This is a genomic window from Citrobacter sp. TBCS-14 (assembly GCF_005280805.1).
Taxonomy (GTDB): Bacteria; Pseudomonadota; Gammaproteobacteria; order Enterobacterales; family Enterobacteriaceae; genus Citrobacter; species Citrobacter gillenii.
The window spans coordinates 787,485-807,181 of sequence record NZ_SZWM01000164.1 but is presented as its reverse complement, the minus strand read 5'-3'; the positions used below and the strand labels follow the sequence as shown (position 1 = coordinate 807,181).

Here is a 19,697-nt window from a genome sequence, read left to right as displayed (position 1 = left end):
TCATGTCCGCGTAATCGGGCAGGCGGTAAAACGCATCATTTCGCCCAGCGTGCGGGTAACTTGTTTCAGCGCGTACTCAACGGCCGAAACATCACCGGTTAATACGACTGCGCCGGTAAAGCGGTCCAGAAAACCAATCTCTACTGCACCCGATTTAGTGGCGATATCACAGGCGATAATGGAGGCTTCGCTGGGCGTAATAGTTAAAATGCCAATCGCCGAGACTGAATCCTGCAAGCCAAGTTTCTTGAACAAATCTTTACCAGGATTAGCAATAAGATGCGCCAGTGTGACCTGTTTTCCGGGCACATATTCCTGAATCATACGATCCGTCGTCGGCTGCATTTCCATCACCCCTCCACCATTTGGCGCCACATGCTTTCATGCGGACGTGGGATCACCGAGCGATAGACCAGCAGACCTTTTTCACCAGCACTTTCGCTGGCGACCGTCACGGCGTTATTCACATCGGAAACATCGCCCGCGACAACCATGTAGCACTTACCGCCAATACCAAACGCCATATGCACTCTTACCAGCGTGACATTGGAGGCTTTTACCGCGCGGTCGGCGGCACAAATACAAGCCGCAACGCTCCAGGTTTCAACAATCCCTACCGCCTGACGTTTATCTACACTATTGAGTCCGCTGATCGCCGGCAGAACGCTGGCATGAATGTTAGGCAGGACCAGGCTGTCGACGAGCATATCTCCAGCAAGTGAGGTTCCTGCGGCAATGGCCTGCTGTATTGCGCCAACGTCACCACCCAGCATCAGCAAAAATTTTCCCGGGCAGATGGTTTTACTGACCAGCAAATTCACATTAGCGCTTTTCAGCATCGCATCGCCGGCTTCCATTCCTTTGGCAATGCTGGTGAGTTCTAAAATCCCTATAGCCTGAGACATGGTTAACCTCTTATTACCGTGATGGACTGATCTGTGATTTCGCTGACAATACCGTCAATACTGGCGTGAACCTGCGCACCTAATGCGCCCTCGGGGATCTCTGCAACACATTGGCCGCGCACAACGCGCTCCCCTTTTTGCACACAAGGAATGGCACTGGCACCAATATGCTGGCGTAACAACAACGTTGTTTTTTCAGTGGGATGATCTGTCTGGTCTAATGGTGCATCGTGATACCAGTCACTGAGACCCAGTTTGGTAATAAGCCGTTTCACCGGAATCAGACGGTACTTCGCCATTTCATCTTCAGGGTTTAACGGGCCTTCATAACGATGATTGAGCGCACGTAGCTCGCGTTTCAGCATGCGGTTAATGCGCATCGGAGAAATCCCCACCGGACAGGCCACGCTTTCACAGACGTTGCATTCTGAGCAAGTCAGGGCGGTGAGCAGTAATTGCGGTGTGGCGGCCTGCTGATAGTTGACCGCGCGAACCAGCAAATGTGGTGAGAGTTCATGACCAATCAAGTGTCGTGGACACAGATCCGTGCACAAGCGGCACTGCTCGCAGACGGTTTTGGCAACTGAGAGCACGGTCCGTTCATCCTGCATTCGTCGCTGGATCAGCGCATGGGATTTCGGTAGTACCAGCAGGCCACCGGTCGTTTTACTGACTGGTGTATCCAGAGAAGTAATCAGACCGCCCATCATCGGACCGCCGTTAATAAATCCGGGGTCATCGACGGTAGCGCCGCCAGCCAATGCCAGCACTTCGCGCAGCGACATACCGACAGGTACGGTCAGGGTAACCGGCCGGGCAACTGCGCCATTGACGGTTAATGTACGACGCGTAACGGGGAACTGCTGTTCAACGGCTCGTGCGATGTTAAGTACGGTCTGGACGTTATTGACCACCACGCCCACACTAACCGGGAGAGCAGCAGGAGGCACCCGCCGTCCGGTTGCCATCCAGATTGTCAGCACTTCATCGCCAGCCGGGTAGACATCAGGCAAAATGTGTAACCTGATATCGGCGGGCAGGAGAGGTGTTAACGCACTGATGGCTTTCTGATATTTTTCTTTAAGGGCGATAATGCCGGCGCTGGCGCCAGTGGTCTTCATGGCATACTGCACGCCGCGTATCAGTCGGGCCGCCTGCACGGCCATTAATTGCTGATCAACCTTCAGCATCGGCTCGCATTCTGCAGCATTGACCAGAAACGTATCGACCTGCGCCTGCAGTTTGACATGGGCAGGAAAGCCGGCACCACCGGCTCCCACTACACCTGCAGCGCGCACGCGATCGCGTATTGTCTGAGCATCATAACAAATGGGTTCAGCCGTCATGGCTGTATTCATAATAATTCCTCAAGCAGTTCCTGGATGGCAGCGGCATCAGCATCGCGGGGATTCGTTTGCAGCGTGGCATCCGCCAGAGCCGCCTGAACCATCGAGGGAATACGCTGTGACCAGGTTTGCTTTCCGTCTTTGAGCGCGTCTGTGAAAGAGGGTAACGCACACTGTTTTTTGAGTTGCTCAATATGATGAATTAGCGCATTGAGTGCCGCCGTATCGTTTGCGTTATCAGGGCATAAGTGGCAGGCCTTCGCGAAGCGGGCATACCGTTTTGTGGCCCTGGGATCGCGGGCATTAAAGTGAATCACAGAGGTCAGGAGTAGTGCGTTAGCAAGGCCGTGCGGCAGATGAAACTGACCGCCGAGCTGGTGCGCTATGGCATGGTTAATTCCAAGACCAGCCTGGCTAAACGCCATCCCCGCGAGGGTTGAGGCGTTGTGCATTTTTCCTCGGGTAGCCAGGCAATCGCCTTTGCTGACGGCGATGGGCAGATACTGGAAGACAATTTGCGCTGCTTTTTCAGCCAGCGCGTCAGTGAAGTCGCTGGCCTTGGTGGAGACGTACGCTTCAAGCGCATGCGTCAGCACGTCCATTCCGGTATTGGCGGTGATGGCAGGCGGTACGCTGACCACCAGCATTGGGTCAAGGATCGCCATATCCGGGTAGAGGGCATTATTAAATAACGGATATTTAATGCCTTTCTCCGGATCGCCGATCACGCAGGCGCTGGTCACTTCAGAGCCTGTTCCGCTGGTGGTGGGGATGGCTACACAGGTTTCGATTTCGATGCCAAACTGACGGCTGAACCAGACAATCGCTTTCGCTGCATCAAGCGCCGACCCTCCACCAAAGCCAATCACCACATCCGGTCGCAGGGACTGCATTTGTGCAATCCCTTGTACTACCGTATTGATGGTGGGATCGGGTGTGATATCACTGAACACGCTAATGCGATTATCCGCAGGTAACGCATCGCGCAGCGTTGCAATCAGCGGCGAACGCGCAAGAAAACCATCGCAAATAATCCAGATATGCTTATTCGTGAAGCGTTTGAGCACGCTCAAACTGCCCTGGCCGCTGTACAATCGAGTTTGCAGTGAAAAGCTATTCATTACGGCCTCATTAGCGGATAGAAAAACCGTTGGTCAGCACGCAACGACGAGAACGTGCAAACGTTCGCGCAGACGTTGTCCCTTCACCGGTTGGGGTGGCGATGGTAAAGGTGGTGAAACCTTCTCCGCCGACGCCAATACCGGCGTAAGAGGGGCCATTTTTCACAAAAATAGACGTTTGCAACGTGCGAGCAGCAAGATTCAAACGCGACACATTTTGCGAGTGCATAATGGCAGTATGGTGCAGTCCCTCTTCAACCTTCAGCGCCAACGTTAGCGCACTGTCAAAATCGTTAACCGTCACGACAGGGAGCATGGGCATCAACTGTTCGCTGGTAACCCACACATCGTCAGCCTTGACGACGCCCATCAACAGACGAGGCGCTTTTGTTGGAACGGGTATACCTGCCGCTTCCAGTAACGTTGCCGGGCTTTTTCCGACAAGTTTCTTATTCGCCATTCCCTCTGGCAGACAGGTGGCGCGTAGTTTGTCCACTTCTTCGCTGTTTAGCAGCAACGCCCCAAAAGACTGCATCTGTTGAATCAGTCGTTCGGCAACCACTTCGACAACAATTAGGCTTTTCTCTGCAATGCAGGGCAGATTGTAATCAAACGATGCGCCGTTGATGATGTCTTCCGCGGCCTTAACCAGATCGGCGGTTTCATCAACGATGCAGGGGGGGTTCCCGGCACCGGCACCAATGACTTTTTTCCCGCTTTTCATACCCATAGCCACAATGCCCGGGCCACCGGTAATCGCCAGAACTGCGATTTTAGGGTGCGCCATCATCTGCTGGGTAGCTTCAAAAGTGGGTTCTGTGACTGTGACAACAAGATTTCGGATCCCGCAGCAGCGGAAGGCAATATCTTCAATCATGGCAATCAGCTTGAGTGAAACCACTTTAGCGCCCGGGTGCGGACTGAAGTAAACGCTATTCCCTGCTGCTAACATACTGATGCTGTTGTTAATAATAGTTTCCGTTGGGTTGGTGCTAGGAGCAACGGAACCCACTACGCCAAAGGGGGAATATTCAAATAGCACCATGCCGCCATCACCGGTGAGGGCGGTTGTGGTTAGATCTTCAATACCGGGGGTGTTATCCAGCGCGGCTTTATTTTTGAGAAATTTATCTTCTTTGTTGCCCATTCCCGTTTCGGTTGCGCTTTCTGCCGCCAACAAGGCCAGATGAGGTGTCAGTTCTTCCCGTAGAGCACTAATAATGGCGCTACGGGTTTTCAGTGGGCATTGCTGATAACGTAAAAAGGCCTGATGTGCGGCATCGATTGCTTCACCGACGGATGGAAAAATACCGCCACCCTTTATCTCTGCTTTTGCCGGTTCGAGCTGTTCAGTCAAAATAGTGCGGATAAGGGTTTCAAGTTCTGACGTATTCATTGATGTGTTCTCACGTTAATCGCCGCAATGGCGGTTTCTGCAATGTCCATATCCTGCTCAACGCTTCCTCCGCTGATGCCAAGACCCCCAAGGAGTAAACCTTCTCGCCATAGTGCGTATCCGCCACCAAACGTGACGACTTTTCCCTGCATATGGCTTTCCAGACCGTAAAGTGCAGCGCCCGGTTGCACCGCTGAGCTCAGTTCATGGGTGGCGGTTTTCATCGCCACGGCGGTCCACGCTTTTTTCGGTGCCAGCTCGCTACTGACGAGCAGGGCATCGGGCATGCGCCAGGTCACTGTTTGTGTGCCGTTTGCATCCACAATGCTGATGACAACCGGAACTTTGAGTGCTTGTGCACGCGCTACCGCCGTACGCGTAAGCTGATGGAGTTCCTGAAATGACAATGACATAGCAGACTCCTGAACTGCCGATGTCTGGGTCGCTGCCACGTAACGCTCAGCCACCTTCTGAATGAGCGTGTTTTGGTGCGCGTCATAATCTTCAGACCTGGCGAGCGCATATAAGCAATCGGACAGGCGGTTGATATAGCGCATCAGTACCTGTCGGATGGAGGCATCTGTGGAGAGTTCGACAAGCCGTCTTTCAGCGCGACGGGCAAGCGTGCGGGCGAAGTGCAGACGGCTGGCGGCTTCACAGCGTCCGGGCAAAATAAAACTGTGCAGGGGAGGCACTCGCGCCATCGCGGTATCGATGGCAGCCTCAAGTGCTGCAATGTCCTCCGAGCTGATGTAGCGTTGGGAGGGCGTGGGCTGTTCGCTTTCACTGGCCAGTTCGGCACTGAACCAAAACAGCTGTAACTGAATTTCTTCAAGTAACACACGGTGTTGCGGGCTTTGTACCGCGCAGACGCATAGGCTCAGCGCCGCGTTGAGTTCGTCCAGCGTGCCGTAAGCCTCAACGCGCGGGTGTGTTTTACTGACGCGCTGTCCGCTAAAGAGCGCTGTCGTACCGGCATCGCCTGTTCGGGTATAAATCGCCATAGTTCCTCCTAGCGAGAAAGCGTGTCGACAATGCCAACGATGGCCAGATCGATAGCCTCATTGGGGCCGCTAAAAACGTGTCTGGCGCTGGAGCCGCTGCTGAGTAAAACCAGCTCACCGGTACCGGCACCTACTGAGTCAACTGCGACCTCGTCACCCGCTGTTGGCGATTGCGGTAGTTCGCCGTCGGCTGTTACCCGACGTACCAGTAACAGTTTTTTTCCAACCAGTGACGGTGATTTTTGCGTGGATACCACGACGCCTGTAACGCGTGCCAGATGCATGGTTCACTCCTGCTTAATTAATTGGATATTGCGCATACTGACGGTTTCTTTTGCCAGTGCGGTCACAACACATCGACGGCGTAGCACCAGAAACCCACCTTGTAATCGGGCTACATCGGCATAACTTAAAAGCGTCTCGGGATGCAGAATGATGGTTTGCCCGCGTTCATCACTGAACTCCAGCGGCAGTCGCGCGAGTTTTCGTACGGGGATCGCCGGTAGCAATTGATGCTGCAGCGATATCTTCACGCGAACGCCACAGGCCAGGGCTTCGTGGAGAGTGATCGCTGACACATCGGATGAATCGTGTTGCGCAATATGCGCCAGCAGAGGTAAATCAGCGTGCTCGATAATCAGAGCGGAGTACTGACAAACCAGCGCCCGGGGATCGGCTTCCCGTAACTGCGCGACGCTCAGAGAGAGCGAACTGTCCGCGCGTTTTTGTAATCGGGAGACGACCTCCCCGATGATGCGTTGCAGCAGTTCATTGTTCATCGTGAGCTCACCAGCGTGGCGAATGCCTGTGGGCTATCCGCCCCTGCAGCATTGGCTTCGTCAGTGTCGATATGCATTTCAAGACGCATATCCGGCGATACGCGAACGGCAACGTTATCGAAGATCAGTCTGCGTTCATCTCCATTGATGGCGACGGAGACTTTATCGCCATGTGACACGCGTAGGATCAGCGCATCAAGCGGTGACATATGAATGTGCCGCTGGGCGACAATCACTCCGCATGAGATATCCAGTTCAGCAAAAGGACTCACCAGGCGAATGCCCGGCGTTCCCTGAATATTGCCGGACATACGCAACGGCGCAGCGATACCCAACGTGCGGGCGTCGGTGCGGGAGATTTCTACCTGGCTGGTGCTACGCAGCGGTCCCAGCAAACGCACATTTTTTAGCTGGCCTTTTGGACCCACCAGCGTAACGGTCTGATCTGCGGCATATTGTCCAGGCTGCAGCAGACCTTTTTTCTCGCTGATGGGCTGATTGGGAAACAAACGAGCGTAATCTTCAGCACAAAGATGGATATGACGATTAGAGATCCCCAGTGGAATAGGGCGCTCGCGCATTTCATCCAGTACTTTACTGACCGTAGTCTCCAGTTGCTGTTTATCCATTACGCTTCACCTCGTTTACCAGAATGCAGGCAGAGTGAGCGAGGCTCTCCCTTCTGGCGCGGACAGGCAGGGTCGAGACACAGATTGCAGCTAATCAGGTCTGTATCTTGTGGTGCTTCGGGTAATTCACTTTCCACAACCACCTGTACTTCCACCTCGACAGGTGTGGGTTCAGGGATGGGCTCAGGCGTCGAAACGACGCTGTGCGAAAGGATGCCTTCCCCGGGTCTGGAAATGACTTTGTGCGCAACCAGACCTTCCCGCTGGTCTGCAAAGCTGGCACCGGTGGAAATGGCCGCCTGCACGGAGGCCACATCCCCGATGATTTTGATCACCGTCCAGCCTGAGCCGTTGGTTTTTTCGAGGCCCACCAGCGTGATGGAGGCGGCTTTCGCCATGACATCCGCGCAACTGATGGCTAATGCCAGACCACTAACTTCAAGTAATCCCAGTGATTGCTTCACGCTGTGCTCCTTGTTGCAACGGTTTAAGCGGATTTAGGTAAAATGGCTTCGACGTCGCTGTGTGGACGCGGGATGACGTGGCAGGATTTCACCTCGCCAACGGCGCTGGCGGCAGCGCTGCCAGCGTCTACAGCAGCTTTAACCGCGCCGACATCCCCACGAACCATGACGGTGATAAGGCCCGAGCCAATTTTTTCGTAACCAACCAACTGCACGTTAGCGGATTTCACCATGGCATCAGCGGCTTCAATAGCGCCGACAAGCCCTTTTGTTTCAACCAGTCCCAGTGCGTTATTCATACTGCTTTTCTCCTGTGGATTATGAGTGGCATTCCCGGAAGGGAATGCCTTTAACCAGCCGCGCAGCGTTATTGCCGATGCGCCGACGAGCGTGGCTATCTTGTTGATACGTCAGCGTAAAAAGTGGCGCTGAGGTCGGTAAATTTTTGTAGTGCACTACCAGTTGTTCCCGGTTACATCCAATGCCGACGAGCAGCGGTGACTGACATGCCGCCAGCCATGCGCTGTGGATGATGTCGGCGGAATGGCTCTCCTGAACCACAAAGGGGATCCCTTCTTCTTCAATACCCAGCAGGACGTCATTCCAGAGTGACATGTCCTCTCCCAGGGTGAAGATCACGATAGCCGGTGCGCTGAGGTTACTTTCCATGAGCAAATGCCTTGTACCAGGAGAGGATAAGCCCAGTTGCGACAGCATTTCGTGGGCCTTCGGTACCGCGAATATTGCCGCGACCCGCAACCAGCCGGTAGTGCGCCAGCGCATCCGTTACCAGCTGTGGAACTTCGAAGTCCAGAGAAGAGCCACCAACCAGAACCACAAACGGGATGTCGCGAATATTTCCTGTGGGGCTAACCTGACGAAGCGCTCTCAGCGCATTGGTGACAAAAACGCGCTCCTTGGCGCTGCGGCGAATGACGCGAACTTTCTCCAGAGCCAGGTCCCCAGGTAATGGCACCAGTTCATCGGGTTTCACCACACAGACCCGGGCGAATACCGTTGGCGGCAGGGGAGAAGGAAAGAACTGAACGCTGCCATCTTCGTGGCGAAGGTGGAATAGGCTTTCTACTTTCGCCAGCGGATATTTTTTGATCTCCTCGGCGAGGTAACGATCTTCCAGTCCCAGTTCACGGGCAATAATCATCGTGACCATATCGCCCGCACCCGCCAGGTGTGTGGCAATAATTTCGCCTTTTGGATTAATGATTGAGGCGTCAGTGGAACCTGCGCCGAGATCCAGAATGGCCAGCGGACGCGTCGTGCCCGGCGTAGTGAGGGCACCCAGGATGGCCGCTTCGGCTTCAGCGCCGCCTACCTGAACGTCGATGTTGAGCTTTTGCGTGATCTCCTGGGCTATCATCGCCATTTGCAGGCGATCTGATTTCACCATTGAGGCAATACCCACCGCCTGTTCCAGCGAGAACTCTCCGGCGAGTCCCCCCGTCACGCTGACGGGAACGGAGGTATCAACTGCCAATAAATCCTGGATGAAGATTTCATGGCTGGGCTTGTTGGTTAACTCCGCCATGGTCTGGCGTACATGTTCCAGCATGCCGCCAATATTGGTTCCTGCTTCGCCGATAACGTTATCAAGCCGTGGGCATTCGCCTACCGCCTTCATAATGGCTTCCGCGCCTGCGGCAACGTCGACGCGAACAGTACGTCCTTGCGACTGGAGTTCGAGGTTTCCGGCAGGAATGGCTCGCGCTTTTACATCGCCCGACGGTGTTTTCACGACGACCGCTGAGCGGTTACCAATCAGGGCACGTGCCATAGGGACAATATTTTTGGTCTCGTCCGCATTCAGGTTAAAAACTGTCGCAATCCCGTAAGGATTAGAGAGCGTTTCAATCACCTTTCCGGGGATGGCGACCTCAATGGCCGCCAGCATCCCTAACGGGATCCGATCGATATAGCGCACTTCGTCGACGATGGGCAGCGGCGTAGTAAGACGGTTGCTGACCAGCACGCCATCGTCCTGTTGCAAAATAACGCCGGTTAGCTGATATCCGGCGCGAACGGAGGCATTAATCATGGTGGCGACATCGGCAAAATCGAATGCCGATGACACCACCAGGATATAAGGCATATCCGCCGGACGGGTTAACAACTCTTCCGGCGTAATTGTGACGCCAACACCTAACCCGACCCCACCAGGCGTTTTAGGGTTGTGGCCTATCATGGTTGACTCGNGGTCTTCCGGCGTAATCGTGATGCCGACGCCTAACCCGACGCCGCCTGGCGTTTTAGGGTTATGACCGATCATAGTGGACTCAGTGATGATGGTTTCGGTGATCGTTTCCATCGCCACGTCGCCAATGACCGGAGTAGCTTCGTTAATACGGATGAGCGCNTGATGATGGTTTCGGTGATCGTCTCCATCGCCACATCACCAATGACTGGCGTGGCTTCGTTAATACGGATGAGCGAAATATCGCTGACATTGATGCCTGCATTTTTTGCTGCAAGCGTAAGCGCCTCCTGAATACCAAACACATTACGTAACGTGCCCTTAATTCCAGTCGTTTCTGCCAGTGCGCTGGTTGTAATGCTCAGCGTGCCAGCGTCATCCAGAGTCGCGAGAGCGACTTCTGTTGATGAGTTGCCTATGTCAATGCCAGCTATATGTCGCATCATTTTTCCCTAAAATTAATCGTCACCTTTGAGTTTCTTACGTTCGACGTACAGCACTGCTGCTTCACGTACGAAGGCTGCGCAAATCTTTGCCTGATAACGATTTTCGAGATCGTCGGCGATGGCCATCAGCTCGTCTTTGGTTGAGCGGTATGGGCGCAGGGCGTTGTAGATCTCAAGGATGCGATCGTCAGGTACTGCGGTCAGTTCTGCGGCACGTTCAAAGTTCATCGCCAGCCTGTCACGTCCGGCATCTTTGGCGATATCCGCCTGAATGCGCAGCGTTTCTGGTGTGATACGCATATCCTGTGCGGTGACCTTATTGCTCAGCACATTTTCGAGCGTGAAGTCATCCAGCGTTTTATTGGTGGCGGTTTTTACCCACTCAGGGTGTTTATTGGCGAGCGGGTAATCCGTCACTTTCGCGGTATGCGCTGATGAACCAGTCGCGGCTGGAGTGACGGTCTCTCCCTGCAGACTGTTCATTCGGCTCAACACATCCCGAACCATCGATTCAATTGCGTCGGTATTCATGGAGTTATCCTTTATCAAAGCGCCACGCGCAGTTCCTGCGGGTTTTTGCCCGTCACGACGTATTTGGTCTCTTTAATGTGCAGAATGGCTGATTTCGCCTGGTACTTCGGACGCGCCATCTGATCATTCAACGTCGGGACCGGTTGTGGAGATTCACGCTTGGCGTAACGCGCGGCGTTCTTACCAATCTGGCGGTAGGTTTCCAGTGTCAGGAGTGGGGCCTGAGGGAACAGCTCCAGGTTAGAAAGCGGCGGTAACCCCTGCTGGTGGATAACCGTGGTGCCTTTGGACTGGATGCCGATTGAAATACCGGAACCACTCAGACGGTTACCTTCCACGGCGACAAACGCCACATCGGAGGATTTAAAGCAGCGGATGACGCGTGCTTTAATGCCTTCTTCTTCAATACCCGCGATCACTTCGCGCAAAATATTCTTGTGCGGAATACCGACGATATTGACGGTCTGCGAGAGCCCAAACGCCGGACCAACGGCAATAATCACTTCATCCTGCTGCTGACCCTGTTTGGCTTCGCCAATTTCGGTCAGAAAACTGTCACCAGGCGCGGTCGCCATCTGCGGTGCGGTTGCCGCAGCAGACGAGCGGAAAGAAACAGGCTTATCGCTGGTCTGCATTTCAGACAGCACATCTTCAATTATCTGGCGCAGCAGCTTTTCATTGATTTCCATAGTTCACCCCTTAGCCAAGCTCGTTGGGATCAAGTGCGCCGGGGATGTTTTTAATTTCTTCCCAGCGTTCGCCTTGCAGGCGATAACCTGTTGCCGGACCGGCATAATCGTTGACGTCATTCACCGCGGAAAGCACCTGTCCGTCGCCGACGATAATGGCGGAGGTATGCAGATAGTCTCCGGTTAACTTGGCTTTCTGGATGTTGAGCATATCCTGAGCAACATCGGTAAATCCGCCCTGGGCCAGGGCTTTCACCACTTCCAGTCCGTTGCGGTTTTTGCTGATGATCTCTTGCGCAAACTTAATGTCTTCAACGATGTTACGTTCTGGCATATCTTTCGAGCCGTGGGCGTAAGTTGCGGCTTCAACTTCTTCATCGGTGATGGGTGGCAATCCCATTCCAGCAAACACTGCCTGCAGTGCGCGGGCCGCTTTGTTACGAATGGCGATGACGTCTTCTTCACGCACCGGACGCAAACCCCCGTCGACTTTCAGGTCACGCTGGAGAACGTTGTAGTCGTCAAAGTCTTCGGCATCTTCGTTAGAGCCTGCAAACATGTTGTCGTAGTTCGGAACGGCGGAATAACCGGAAGAGATGAAGTCAGTTCCTGGCAGGAATTGCATCAGCAAACGCGCGGTACGGCGCATATCCGAGTGGGTAAAGGTTTGGTCGTTACTGGAGGCGCATTCGAGATCCAGTGACGAGCAGATCAGGTTTTCTGCCAGCACTGCGCGGATACCTGACGGTACGGCGGAAGGGACGCCGATGCAGCTAACGGACCCGTTCTGTAAACCCTGCACGCCAGCGGCTTTGGTGATGTAAATGCAGCGGGCTTCCAGATACAACATGGATTTGCCTTCTGCATAACCCATCTGCACTTCTGAGCCTGAGCCTGAGGTAAAGCGCATTTTCAGACCGCGTGAGGCATAAGAAGAGGCCAGGAAGCCTTTTGACCATGGGGTATCGTCACCATCGGTAAAGACCGGCTCAGTACCGTACACGGAAATCGTTTCTGCATAGCAGGTGTGGCCTAACATGCCGAGTTTGAGTTCGGTGGCTTCTTCCAGCGAGCACTGGGTTAATACGCCGGGACGCCCAACCTGTGAACCGACCAGCAGAGCAATAGCGTTAAACGGGGCATAGCGTGCCACGGCAACGGTTGTTTCCTGCTCGTCAAATCCGCGCCATGCGCCTTCTGCTGCATCGGCCGCAATCTGCACCGGGTTGTCTTTAACGTTGGTGACGTGCGCTTGTTGAGAAGGGGTTCTGCGGGCGCGCATTTTCTGCATCGACATCATCATTTCGACGACGTTCATATGCGAAACCACTTCGACAATTTTTGCCGGTGTCATCGCGGTGGTCAGCGGAACGATGTCTTTGCGTTTCACATTAGGATCGCAGAGCATATTGGCGAGTTTGACCGAGTCCATCGCCATCACTTCTTCAGCGCGCGCCAGATTAATACCGTAGCGGGCAATGAAATGGTCTATCAAATCAAATTCACTGGCGGCTTTACCATCCAGTTCGGTGACCATACCGTTAACGATTTTTATGGACGGTTTTGGGTCGTTCGGGCTTTCCATCGCAATGAAGCCTTCTTCGATCCACTCCTTAACGAAGCCGTCCTGATTCACAGGGCGTTTCGCCAGTGCTTCAAATCTTTTCGATCTCATGAATCAGCCTCACGGGTATCAGATGTAGGACGGACGATCGTTTTTCGGTTCTGAGCCGAGGGTCGCAAGCACGGTTTTACCGATTTCGCGCGCGGAGATGACGGCCTGACGTACGGCGCCAGAGTCACCGGAAATAACCAGAATGGCTTCGTTACTGAAGCTGGTACCATGGGCAGGGGAGCTATAAGCCACCACTTCGACGTTGGCCGATTTCAGTGCGGTATCGGCCATCAGTACACCAACAGATGCCGGTGCGCCGACGATCACACCACAGGCACGACCAATGGGTGCGCCGAAAGCTTTTTCCAGCGCATAGCTGGCACGTGCGGTGTATTGCATTTCGATGTGACCGGCTTCATTGGCGTAGACATCACCAAATGTGCGATCCAGTTCTTTCAGCGCGACTTCAATTCCGCGTTTTACGTCGGAAACATCGTTGCCGCCGAGGATAATCAGTGAACCGTGGCCTGCTCCGCCTTTGGTATCTCGCGGAAGCTCAATGCTCACCACTTCAGTATTGGTGGCTTTTACCGCTTCATCCGCGGCCATGATATGGGGGCCTGCGCCGGTACGGGCGCCTAGAATGCCAATGGAGCGATAGCGTTTTTCAAGCTTCATCGCGTCCAGTAAGGCGCTGTCGACGTTGGCGATCACCAGACCGACGGTGTCGCCAATCGCGGTGCCGACAAATTCCGTTAAACTGCAGCTTTTCTCTGCCATAGCCGTCTCTCGTGTTGGAAGATTATTTTCAGGGATAGCCTTGTGTTCTGGCGTTGCCACCCGAGCAATCACCTGCGCCATGATCTGTTCAACCAGCTCATTGCTGCTCATCAGCTAATTCCCTTCGGTAAGATTTTTTCGACATCGGTATGAGGACGTGGGATCACGTGTACGGCTTTCACTTCACCCACATTACGTGCGGCAGCGGCGCCTGCATCTGTTGCCGCTTTTACCGCGCCAACATCACCGCGAACAATCACGGTGACCAGCCCTGAACCAATTTTTTCGTAGCCGACCAGCATCACATTGGCTGACTTCACCATTGCATCTGCGGCCTCTATGGCTGCAGTTAAGCCTTTGGTTTCTACCATTCCTAACGCTTCTTGTTGCATAAAGACCTCGCCTGGGTTGTTCCGATTTTCATGACTATAAAAAGAAGCGAGGAAAAAGAATGGCTGACTTGAAACGGAGAGTGAAAAAATAGTAAGCGATCGGTGATATAAAATTGCTTGATATTCTTTTATCTGATTGTTTTTAAATGTTTTTTATTATTTTGTGGATGTGAAAAATTGGTTATGTCAATACCAGATTTACATTTTTGCTAGTGACACGATAAATATCATTTGCTATGCGGGGGAAATGAAATTGTGATGTTTGTTTGAAAACAGAAATCTGCTGTTGGCAATATTTTATTATTTTTATAATGCGTTTTTAATAGGGCTAATGCCCGTTTTTGTTAGCTGTTTTAATAATGCTGACAGCAAGAATTTGTTATCACTACACGATTTTAAAAAGGTGGAAGTGCTCAGATTGCCAACAATTTGCCGACGGCGCTTTTTATAGTAAGCCTTGAAGTACTCTACTGCCAGCAGGGAGTCCGCTGGTACAGACACGAACTCTGCTTAGAAGGTGTCACAATGAACGATTCACTAAAAGCGCAATGCATTGCCGAGTTTTTAGGTACCGGGCTGTTCCTGTTTTTTGGCATTGGATGCCTGAGTGCCCTTAAGGTGGCCGGTGCGAGTTTAGGGTTATGGGAAATATGCATCATTTGGGGTCTTGGGATTTCGCTGGCGGTCTACCTGACTGCCGGAATATCCGGGGCACACCTCAACCCTGCGATTACCATCGCTCTGTGGCTGTTTGCCTGTTTCCCTGGGCGTAAAGTTTTACCCTATACGGTCGCGCAAGTCGCGGGTGCCTTTGGCGGCGCGTTGCTGGCCTATTTGCTGTACGGCAGTTTATTCATTGAATATGAGACGGCGCACCATATGGTTCGTGGCAGTCTTGAAAGCCTGCAACTGGCCAGTATTTTTAGTACTTATCCGGCCTCTGCGCTTAGCGTATGGCAAGCGGCGCTGGTGGAAGTGGTCATCACGTCCATTCTGATGGGTATGATTATGGCGCTGACGGACGATGGCAATGGGGTGCCTAAAGGTCCTCTCGCGCCATTGCTGATTGGTATTCTGGTTGCCGTCATCGGTGCATCAACAGGTCCGCTCACAGGATTTGCCATGAATCCGGCGCGTGATTTTGGTCCTAAGTTGTTTGCCTGGTTTGCCGGATGGGGAGATGTTGCGATGACGGGGGGACGCGATATCCCATACTTTATCGTCCCGATTGTGGCACCGATCATCGGCGCGTGCGCCGGGGCAGCAATTTATCGTTACTTTATTGGCAAAAATTTACCGTGTAATACTTGTAAGCTGGAGGAAAATGAGAACTAGCTTCATGGAAATTGTTTATTTCTGAAATGCAAAAACTGATTTCGTGATCCGGTTTCCTGAACAGCTTAAAAAGTCTCCCCACAATGGGAGACTTTTGTTATGGTCCATTAACACCTTTTATCATTGCGTCTAATAGCGAGATGAAAAGTGAATGTAAATAATGTGTTTTTATTTATAACAATAAATTAACTGAGAGGTTTTATCATGATTTCTGCGAGCGCCCTGAACTCAGAACTCATTAATAAAATCGCACAGGATTTTGCACAGGCCACCAGTCTGGCCGTTGTGGTTGTCAATATTCACGGTGATGAAATTTCTGAACTCTTTAATTTTACCCCTTTCTGCCAGTTGATGCGCCAGCATCCGCAGCACAGCACGCGATGCCGTATGAGCGATCGTTGTGGGGGCCTTGAAGCATCAAAATCAGACCAGCCGTGTATTTATCGCTGTCATGCTGGCCTTACCGATTTTTCTATCCCTTTGGTGATTGCAGGCCACTTGGTCGGTTTTGTTTTATGCGGTCAGGTGCGCTTAAGCAATGACGTAGGCCTGGTTGATATTTTGAATGTCGATGATCGCTGGCAAGCCGATCCCGAACTGCTCAATGAATTTCGTAATGTTCCGGAAATGGACTATTCTCGCGTCATCGCCTCTGCAGATTTGCTGAAGTTGATTGTTGAAAATTGCCTTAAAAAACAATTGAATTTCGTTGTCATTAAAGACAGTCCACAGCAGTCAGAGTCGGTGCGTCCAACCCGTAGCCCGACTCCTCATGACAGTAAAATGAAAAAAGCGTTGCGCTATATCGACGCACATTTGTCGGATGAGCTTCGCCTCGAGGAGGTGGCTTCGCATGTTTATCTCAGTCCGTACTATTTCAGCAAGCTGTTCAAAAAATATCAGGGGATCGGTTTTAATGCCTGGGTAAACCAACAGCGAATGGCAAGTGCTAAAGAGTTGCTTTGTCATAGTGACTGGAGTATTGCCAGTATTGCGCGAAATTTAGGCTTTTCGCAAACCAGTTATTTTTGCAAAGTTTTCCGCCAGACATACCAGGTGACGCCGCAGGCTTTTCGCCAGCAAATTAGTGTTGTTTCGTCCGAAGAGTCAGCATAAATAGCAATATTTTGCTATTGCCGATTTTTGATATCGTATTGTATGTCCGTCATTATAAAATGAAAAATAAGGATAGAAGACAATAAATTGTCATAGCGCAACAAAGTAATAGTGTCTGAAGGATAAACTGCACCAGTTTTTATTTTTGTGATGAGATACAGTGTCTGTGTGAATGACTTTCTTTATTATTAATTGAAGCTTTCATACGGAATGCAAACTTAAGAATAAGCTGAATGACGCCATAACATTGGCTGAATGAGCGTAAAAGATATTTAAATGAATTTTTGTCATGAGGTGTGTTAATTCATCTCATGCCTGGAGCTTAATAGAATTTTCTCCTGAGCTGACAGGTTTACCACGTTTGTGGTAGGGAAGGGGGTGAGAATCCCCCGCAGCCCCCGCTGCTGTGATGCTGACGACCCCGTATAGACCACTGATCGCGAGATTGGGAAGGACGGGTGAGAATGACGCTAAGCCAGAAGACCTGCCTGTCAGTGACTACCAACAACTTCGGTGGGAAGTGGGTTGCTCAGATGCATACAGTCGAAAGACTGGGTATCTCTACACCCCTACCACCCTGAACAGGATCAGGGTATGGCGGCCAATTTTCGCGCGTTTGTTCTTGCAGGTACCGGAAGCGGCTGTGGTAAAACCACGGTAACGCTGGGCTTGTTGAGTCTGCTGAAAAAACGCGGTTTGCGCGTCCAGCCTTGCAAAGTCGGTCCTGATTATCTGGATACCGGCTGGCATACCGCCGTATCTGGCACAGCCTCCCGCAATCTTGATAGCTTCATGCTCCCCACTTCCACGCTGAACGCCTTATTTTGCGAACATATGCAGCATGCGGATATCGCCGTCATCGAAGGCGTTATGGGGTTGTATGACGGTTATGGTACGGACCCCAATTACTGCAGTTCCGCCGCGATGGCGAAGCAGTTGGGCTGTCCGGTCATTTTGCTGGTGGACGGTAAAGCCGTCTCAACGTCAATTGCCGCCACGGTGATGGGATTCCAGCATTTTGACCCAACGCTGAACATTGCTGGCGTGATTGTTAACCGGGTAAACAGCGAAACGCATTACCAGCTACTTAAAGTCGCCATCGAACGCTACTGTTCGATACCGGTATTGGGCTATGTTCCCCGCGTCGATGGCGTGGCGCTCCCTGAGCGTCATCTGGGACTGGTGACCGCGCGGGAATCAATCGTCAATCAGTTGCCGTGGCAGGAATTTGCTACAACGCTTGAGCAAACGTTAGATATCGACGCGCTGCTGGCCTTAAGCCAGTTAGACACCCCACCGGTGGGCGAATGGCCCGCGCTTCCTGCCGCCGATGCCGGAGCTGGACTGACGCTTGCCATTGCTGATGACGAAGCATTCAACTTCTACTATCCGGATAACATTACGCTACTGGCGCGCACGGGCCTCAATATTGTCCGTTTCAGCCCGCTACACGACAGCCGTCTCCCTGATTGCCAGATGATCTGGCTAGGGGGCGGATACCCTGAGCTGCACGCAGCCGGGCTTGCCCGAAATTCCACCATGCTGGCGCAACTGCGTGCGGCTCATCAGCGCGGTGTGGCGATTTACGCGGAGTGCGGTGGTCTGATGTACCTGGGGAGTTCGCTGGAAGACAGCAACGGCGATATCTGGCCGATGGCGGATATTATTCCCGGTCACAGCAAAATGGGCAAACGTCTGACCCGATTTGGCTATTGTGAAGCGCAGGCCGAACAACAAACCTTACTCGCTGCGCCCGGTGACGTGCTGCGCGGACATGAATTTCACTATTCCGATTTTACCCCTCAAACCCAGGCCGTGATGAGCTGTCGCAAAGTTCGCGATGGCGAAACATTACAGGCGTGGTCTGGCGGTTGGCAGGTTGGCAATGCATTTGCCAGCTACCTGCATGTTCATTTTGCTCAGCGTCCTGAGATGCTTAATCACTGGCTGGACGCCGCGAGGAGCGTGAAATGACACTGCTCGCGTGGTGTGTCGCCTGGCTGCTTGATTTTATCATTGGCGATCCGCAGAGCTGGCCGCATCCGGTACGTTGGATTGGCAATATCATTACCACTGTGCAGCGCCTGGTGCGCCGCTACTGCCATAGCGATGGCATGCTGCGTATCGGTGGCGCAGTGCTGTGGGTTGTGGTGGTCGGCGTGACCTGGGGCGTTTCATGGGGCGTACTGGCGCTGGCGCAATCGCTTCATCCGTGGCTAGGGTGGGGCGTCGAGGTGTGGATGATCTTTACCGTGTTGGCTGGCCGCTGCCTGGCGAATGCCGCACGAGATGTCGAACGTCCACTGCGTGCCAATAATCTCACAGAAAGTCGGGAAAAACTCTCCTGGATTGTGGGGCGTGACACCTCACAATTACAGCCGAAACAGATCAATCGCGCGGTGGTGGAAACCATCGCTGAAAACACCGTGGACGGCATCATTGCACCGCTGTTCTTCCTGTTTCTCGGCGGTGCCCCGTTGGCGATGGCCTACAAAGCGGTGAACACCCTGGACTCCATGGTTGGCTATAAAAATGAAAAGTACCGCGCTATCGGGATGGTCAGTGCACGACTGGATGATGTCGCGAATTTGATTCCTGCCCGACTGGGGTGGCTGTTGCTCGGGTGCGCTGCATTTTTATGCCGTAAAGACGGCTTCGGTGCATTACACATTGGTTGGCGCGATCGCTACAACCACAGCAGTCCAAACTGTGCCTGGTCCGAGGGGGCCGTTGCCGGGGCATTAGGCATTCGACTGGGTGGTCCTAACGACTACTTTGGCGAGCGCGTTGAGAAACCGTGGATCGGTGATGCACAACGAGACATTTCAGTAGACGACATTTCCCAAACGATACGATTGATGTGGGTAGCATCGACCCTGGCCCTGGCGCTATTTATTGCGCTGCGGTGGCTGTTGGTCGGTGTGGCCTGAGGACAAAACA

At 52.8% G+C, this 19,697-nt stretch carries 21 protein-coding genes, 2 pseudogenes and 1 riboswitch; of the genes and pseudogenes, 4 read left to right on the top strand and 19 right to left on the bottom strand.

The window, feature by feature from the left end; translation table 11 throughout:
* The 19 genes and pseudogenes from pduU to pduA form a co-directional block, all read right to left on the bottom strand.
* Positions 1–351: a propanediol utilization microcompartment protein PduU gene (gene pduU, locus FDX22_RS07590; protein ID WP_096756638.1), complete on the bottom strand. Its 351-nt coding sequence runs from the start codon at positions 349–351 to the stop codon at positions 1–3.
* On the bottom strand, positions 351–905 hold the full coding sequence (gene pduT / locus FDX22_RS07585) for a propanediol utilization microcompartment protein PduT (RefSeq protein ID WP_146716952.1): 555 nt from the start codon (positions 903–905) through the stop codon (positions 351–353). Before pduT ends, pduU begins: the two co-directional genes overlap by 1 nt.
* Positions 906–907: 2 nt before the next feature.
* Positions 908–2,263 (bottom strand): cobalamin reductase PduS, encoded by a 1,356-nt coding sequence (gene pduS / locus FDX22_RS07580; protein ID WP_137362955.1) that lies wholly within the window; start codon positions 2,261–2,263, stop codon positions 908–910.
* On the bottom strand, positions 2,260–3,372 hold the full coding sequence (locus FDX22_RS07575) for a 1-propanol dehydrogenase PduQ (protein ID WP_115258149.1): 1,113 nt from the start codon (positions 3,370–3,372) through the stop codon (positions 2,260–2,262). Before FDX22_RS07575 ends, pduS begins: the two co-directional genes overlap by 4 nt.
* A gap of 10 nt (positions 3,373–3,382) precedes the next feature.
* The gene (gene pduP / locus FDX22_RS07570; protein ID WP_146716951.1) at positions 3,383–4,768 is read right to left on the bottom strand and encodes a CoA-acylating propionaldehyde dehydrogenase PduP; all 1,386 of its coding nucleotides are present in this window, start codon (positions 4,766–4,768) and stop codon (positions 3,383–3,385) included.
* A complete protein-coding gene (pduO, locus tag FDX22_RS07565; protein WP_146716950.1) occupies positions 4,765–5,772 on the bottom strand; it encodes a two-domain cob(I)yrinic acid a,c-diamide adenosyltransferase PduO in 1,008 nt (335 codons plus the stop codon). The genes pduP and pduO overlap by 4 nt, the downstream gene beginning before the upstream one ends.
* Before the next feature lie 8 nt (positions 5,773–5,780).
* Positions 5,781–6,056 carry a EutN/CcmL family microcompartment protein gene (locus tag FDX22_RS07560; RefSeq protein ID WP_096756643.1) on the bottom strand — a complete coding sequence of 92 codons (276 nt, stop codon included), beginning with the start codon at positions 6,054–6,056 and terminating at the stop codon, positions 5,781–5,783.
* 3 nt (positions 6,057–6,059) lie between these two features.
* The gene (gene pduM / locus FDX22_RS07555; protein WP_115258152.1) at positions 6,060–6,551 is read right to left on the bottom strand and encodes a microcompartment protein PduM; all 492 of its coding nucleotides are present in this window, start codon (positions 6,549–6,551) and stop codon (positions 6,060–6,062) included.
* Positions 6,548–7,180 carry a phosphate propanoyltransferase gene (locus FDX22_RS07550; protein ID WP_115258153.1) on the bottom strand — a complete coding sequence of 211 codons (633 nt, stop codon included), beginning with the start codon at positions 7,178–7,180 and terminating at the stop codon, positions 6,548–6,550. The genes pduM and FDX22_RS07550 overlap by 4 nt, the downstream gene beginning before the upstream one ends.
* Positions 7,180–7,644, bottom strand: a complete 465-nt coding sequence (locus FDX22_RS07545; RefSeq protein ID WP_096756646.1) for a BMC domain-containing protein — start codon at positions 7,642–7,644, stop codon at positions 7,180–7,182. Before FDX22_RS07545 ends, FDX22_RS07550 begins: the two co-directional genes overlap by 1 nt.
* Before the next feature lie 23 nt (positions 7,645–7,667).
* Entirely contained in the window at positions 7,668–7,943 is a 276-nt protein-coding gene (pduJ, locus tag FDX22_RS07540; RefSeq protein ID WP_001057752.1) for a propanediol utilization microcompartment protein PduJ, read from the bottom strand.
* 19 nt (positions 7,944–7,962) lie between these two features.
* On the bottom strand, positions 7,963–8,313 hold the full coding sequence (locus FDX22_RS07535; protein ID WP_096756647.1) for a glycerol dehydratase reactivase beta/small subunit family protein: 351 nt from the start codon (positions 8,311–8,313) through the stop codon (positions 7,963–7,965).
* Positions 8,303–9,856: pseudogene (locus tag FDX22_RS07530) on the bottom strand (diol dehydratase reactivase subunit alpha); the annotation flags it as partial. The gene FDX22_RS07535 and the pseudogene FDX22_RS07530, both read right to left, overlap by 11 nt.
* 161 nt (positions 9,857–10,017) lie before the next feature.
* Positions 10,018–10,296, bottom strand: a pseudogene (locus FDX22_RS32565) (diol dehydratase reactivase subunit alpha); the annotation flags it as partial.
* Positions 10,297–10,311: 15 nt separating this feature from the next.
* Positions 10,312–10,830 (bottom strand): propanediol dehydratase small subunit PduE, encoded by a 519-nt coding sequence (gene pduE / locus FDX22_RS07525; protein ID WP_115258155.1) that lies wholly within the window; start codon positions 10,828–10,830, stop codon positions 10,312–10,314.
* A gap of 14 nt (positions 10,831–10,844) precedes the next feature.
* Positions 10,845–11,519: a propanediol dehydratase medium subunit PduD gene (pduD, locus tag FDX22_RS07520; protein WP_096756649.1), complete on the bottom strand. Its 675-nt coding sequence runs from the start codon at positions 11,517–11,519 to the stop codon at positions 10,845–10,847.
* A gap of 10 nt (positions 11,520–11,529) precedes the next feature.
* The gene (pduC, locus tag FDX22_RS07515) at positions 11,530–13,194 is read right to left on the bottom strand and encodes a propanediol dehydratase large subunit PduC (RefSeq protein WP_096756650.1); all 1,665 of its coding nucleotides are present in this window, start codon (positions 13,192–13,194) and stop codon (positions 11,530–11,532) included.
* 18 nt (positions 13,195–13,212) lie between these two features.
* On the bottom strand, positions 13,213–14,025 hold the full coding sequence (gene pduB, locus FDX22_RS07510; protein WP_096756651.1) for a propanediol utilization microcompartment protein PduB: 813 nt from the start codon (positions 14,023–14,025) through the stop codon (positions 13,213–13,215).
* Positions 14,025–14,306, bottom strand: coding sequence for a propanediol utilization microcompartment protein PduA (gene pduA, locus FDX22_RS07505; RefSeq protein WP_003030255.1), 282 nt, complete (start codon positions 14,304–14,306; stop codon positions 14,025–14,027). The genes pduB and pduA overlap by 1 nt, the downstream gene beginning before the upstream one ends.
* A gap of 525 nt (positions 14,307–14,831) precedes the next feature.
* Here pduA and pduF point away from each other — a divergent pair.
* The 4 genes from pduF (at position 14,832) to cbiB (ending at position 19,687) form a co-directional block, all read left to right on the top strand.
* The gene (gene pduF / locus FDX22_RS07500; protein WP_096756652.1) at positions 14,832–15,641 is read left to right on the top strand and encodes a propanediol diffusion facilitator PduF; all 810 of its coding nucleotides are present in this window, start codon (positions 14,832–14,834) and stop codon (positions 15,639–15,641) included.
* A 204-nt stretch (positions 15,642–15,845) separates the two neighbouring features.
* Entirely contained in the window at positions 15,846–16,757 is a 912-nt protein-coding gene (gene pocR / locus FDX22_RS07495; RefSeq protein ID WP_146716949.1) for a regulatory protein PocR, read from the top strand.
* Between the two features lie 331 nt (positions 16,758–17,088).
* Positions 17,089–17,264: riboswitch (cobalamin riboswitch) on the top strand.
* Positions 17,265–17,351: 87 nt separating this feature from the next.
* A complete protein-coding gene (locus FDX22_RS07490; RefSeq protein WP_146716948.1) occupies positions 17,352–18,731 on the top strand; it encodes a cobyrinate a,c-diamide synthase in 1,380 nt (459 codons plus the stop codon).
* Complete coding sequence (cbiB, locus tag FDX22_RS07485; RefSeq protein WP_146716947.1) at positions 18,728–19,687, top strand: adenosylcobinamide-phosphate synthase CbiB; 960 nt, start codon at positions 18,728–18,730, stop codon at positions 19,685–19,687. The genes FDX22_RS07490 and cbiB overlap by 4 nt, the downstream gene beginning before the upstream one ends.
* Positions 19,688–19,697 lie beyond the last annotated feature (10 nt).

Coding starts and splice junctions, on each gene's coding strand:
- pduU (WP_096756638.1), bottom strand. CDS start 351: ATGGAAATGCAGCCGACGACGGATCGTATGATTCAGGAATATGTGCCC.
- pduT (WP_146716952.1), bottom strand. CDS start 905: ATGTCTCAGGCTATAGGGATTTTAGAACTCACCAGCATTGCCAAAGGA.
- pduS (WP_137362955.1), bottom strand. CDS start 2,263: ATGAATACAGCCATGACGGCTGAACCCATTTGTTATGATGCTCAGACA.
- FDX22_RS07575 (WP_115258149.1), bottom strand. CDS start 3,372: ATGAATAGCTTTTCACTGCAAACTCGATTGTACAGCGGCCAGGGCAGT.
- pduP (WP_146716951.1), bottom strand. CDS start 4,768: ATGAATACGTCAGAACTTGAAACCCTTATCCGCACTATTTTGACTGAA.
- pduO (WP_146716950.1), bottom strand. CDS start 5,772: ATGGCGATTTATACCCGAACAGGCGATGCCGGTACGACAGCGCTCTTT.
- FDX22_RS07560 (WP_096756643.1), bottom strand. CDS start 6,056: ATGCATCTGGCACGCGTTACAGGCGTCGTGGTATCCACGCAAAAATCA.
- pduM (WP_115258152.1), bottom strand. CDS start 6,551: ATGAACAATGAACTGCTGCAACGCATCATCGGGGAGGTCGTCTCCCGA.
- FDX22_RS07550 (WP_115258153.1), bottom strand. CDS start 7,180: ATGGATAAACAGCAACTGGAGACTACGGTCAGTAAAGTACTGGATGAA.
- pduJ (WP_001057752.1), bottom strand. CDS start 7,943: ATGAATAACGCACTGGGACTGGTTGAAACAAAAGGGCTTGTCGGCGCT.
- FDX22_RS07535 (WP_096756647.1), bottom strand. CDS start 8,313: ATGGAAAGTAACCTCAGCGCACCGGCTATCGTGATCTTCACCCTGGGA.
- pduE (WP_115258155.1), bottom strand. CDS start 10,830: ATGAATACCGACGCAATTGAATCGATGGTTCGGGATGTGTTGAGCCGA.
- pduD (WP_096756649.1), bottom strand. CDS start 11,519: ATGGAAATCAATGAAAAGCTGCTGCGCCAGATAATTGAAGATGTGCTG.
- pduC (WP_096756650.1), bottom strand. CDS start 13,194: ATGAGATCGAAAAGATTTGAAGCACTGGCGAAACGCCCTGTGAATCAG.
- pduB (WP_096756651.1), bottom strand. CDS start 14,025: ATGAGCAGCAATGAGCTGGTTGAACAGATCATGGCGCAGGTGATTGCT.
- pduA (WP_003030255.1), bottom strand. CDS start 14,306: ATGCAACAAGAAGCGTTAGGAATGGTAGAAACCAAAGGCTTAACTGCA.
- pduF (WP_096756652.1), top strand. CDS start 14,832: ATGAACGATTCACTAAAAGCGCAATGCATTGCCGAGTTTTTAGGTACC.
- pocR (WP_146716949.1), top strand. CDS start 15,846: ATGATTTCTGCGAGCGCCCTGAACTCAGAACTCATTAATAAAATCGCA.
- FDX22_RS07490 (WP_146716948.1), top strand. CDS start 17,352: ATGGCGGCCAATTTTCGCGCGTTTGTTCTTGCAGGTACCGGAAGCGGC.
- cbiB (WP_146716947.1), top strand. CDS start 18,728: ATGACACTGCTCGCGTGGTGTGTCGCCTGGCTGCTTGATTTTATCATT.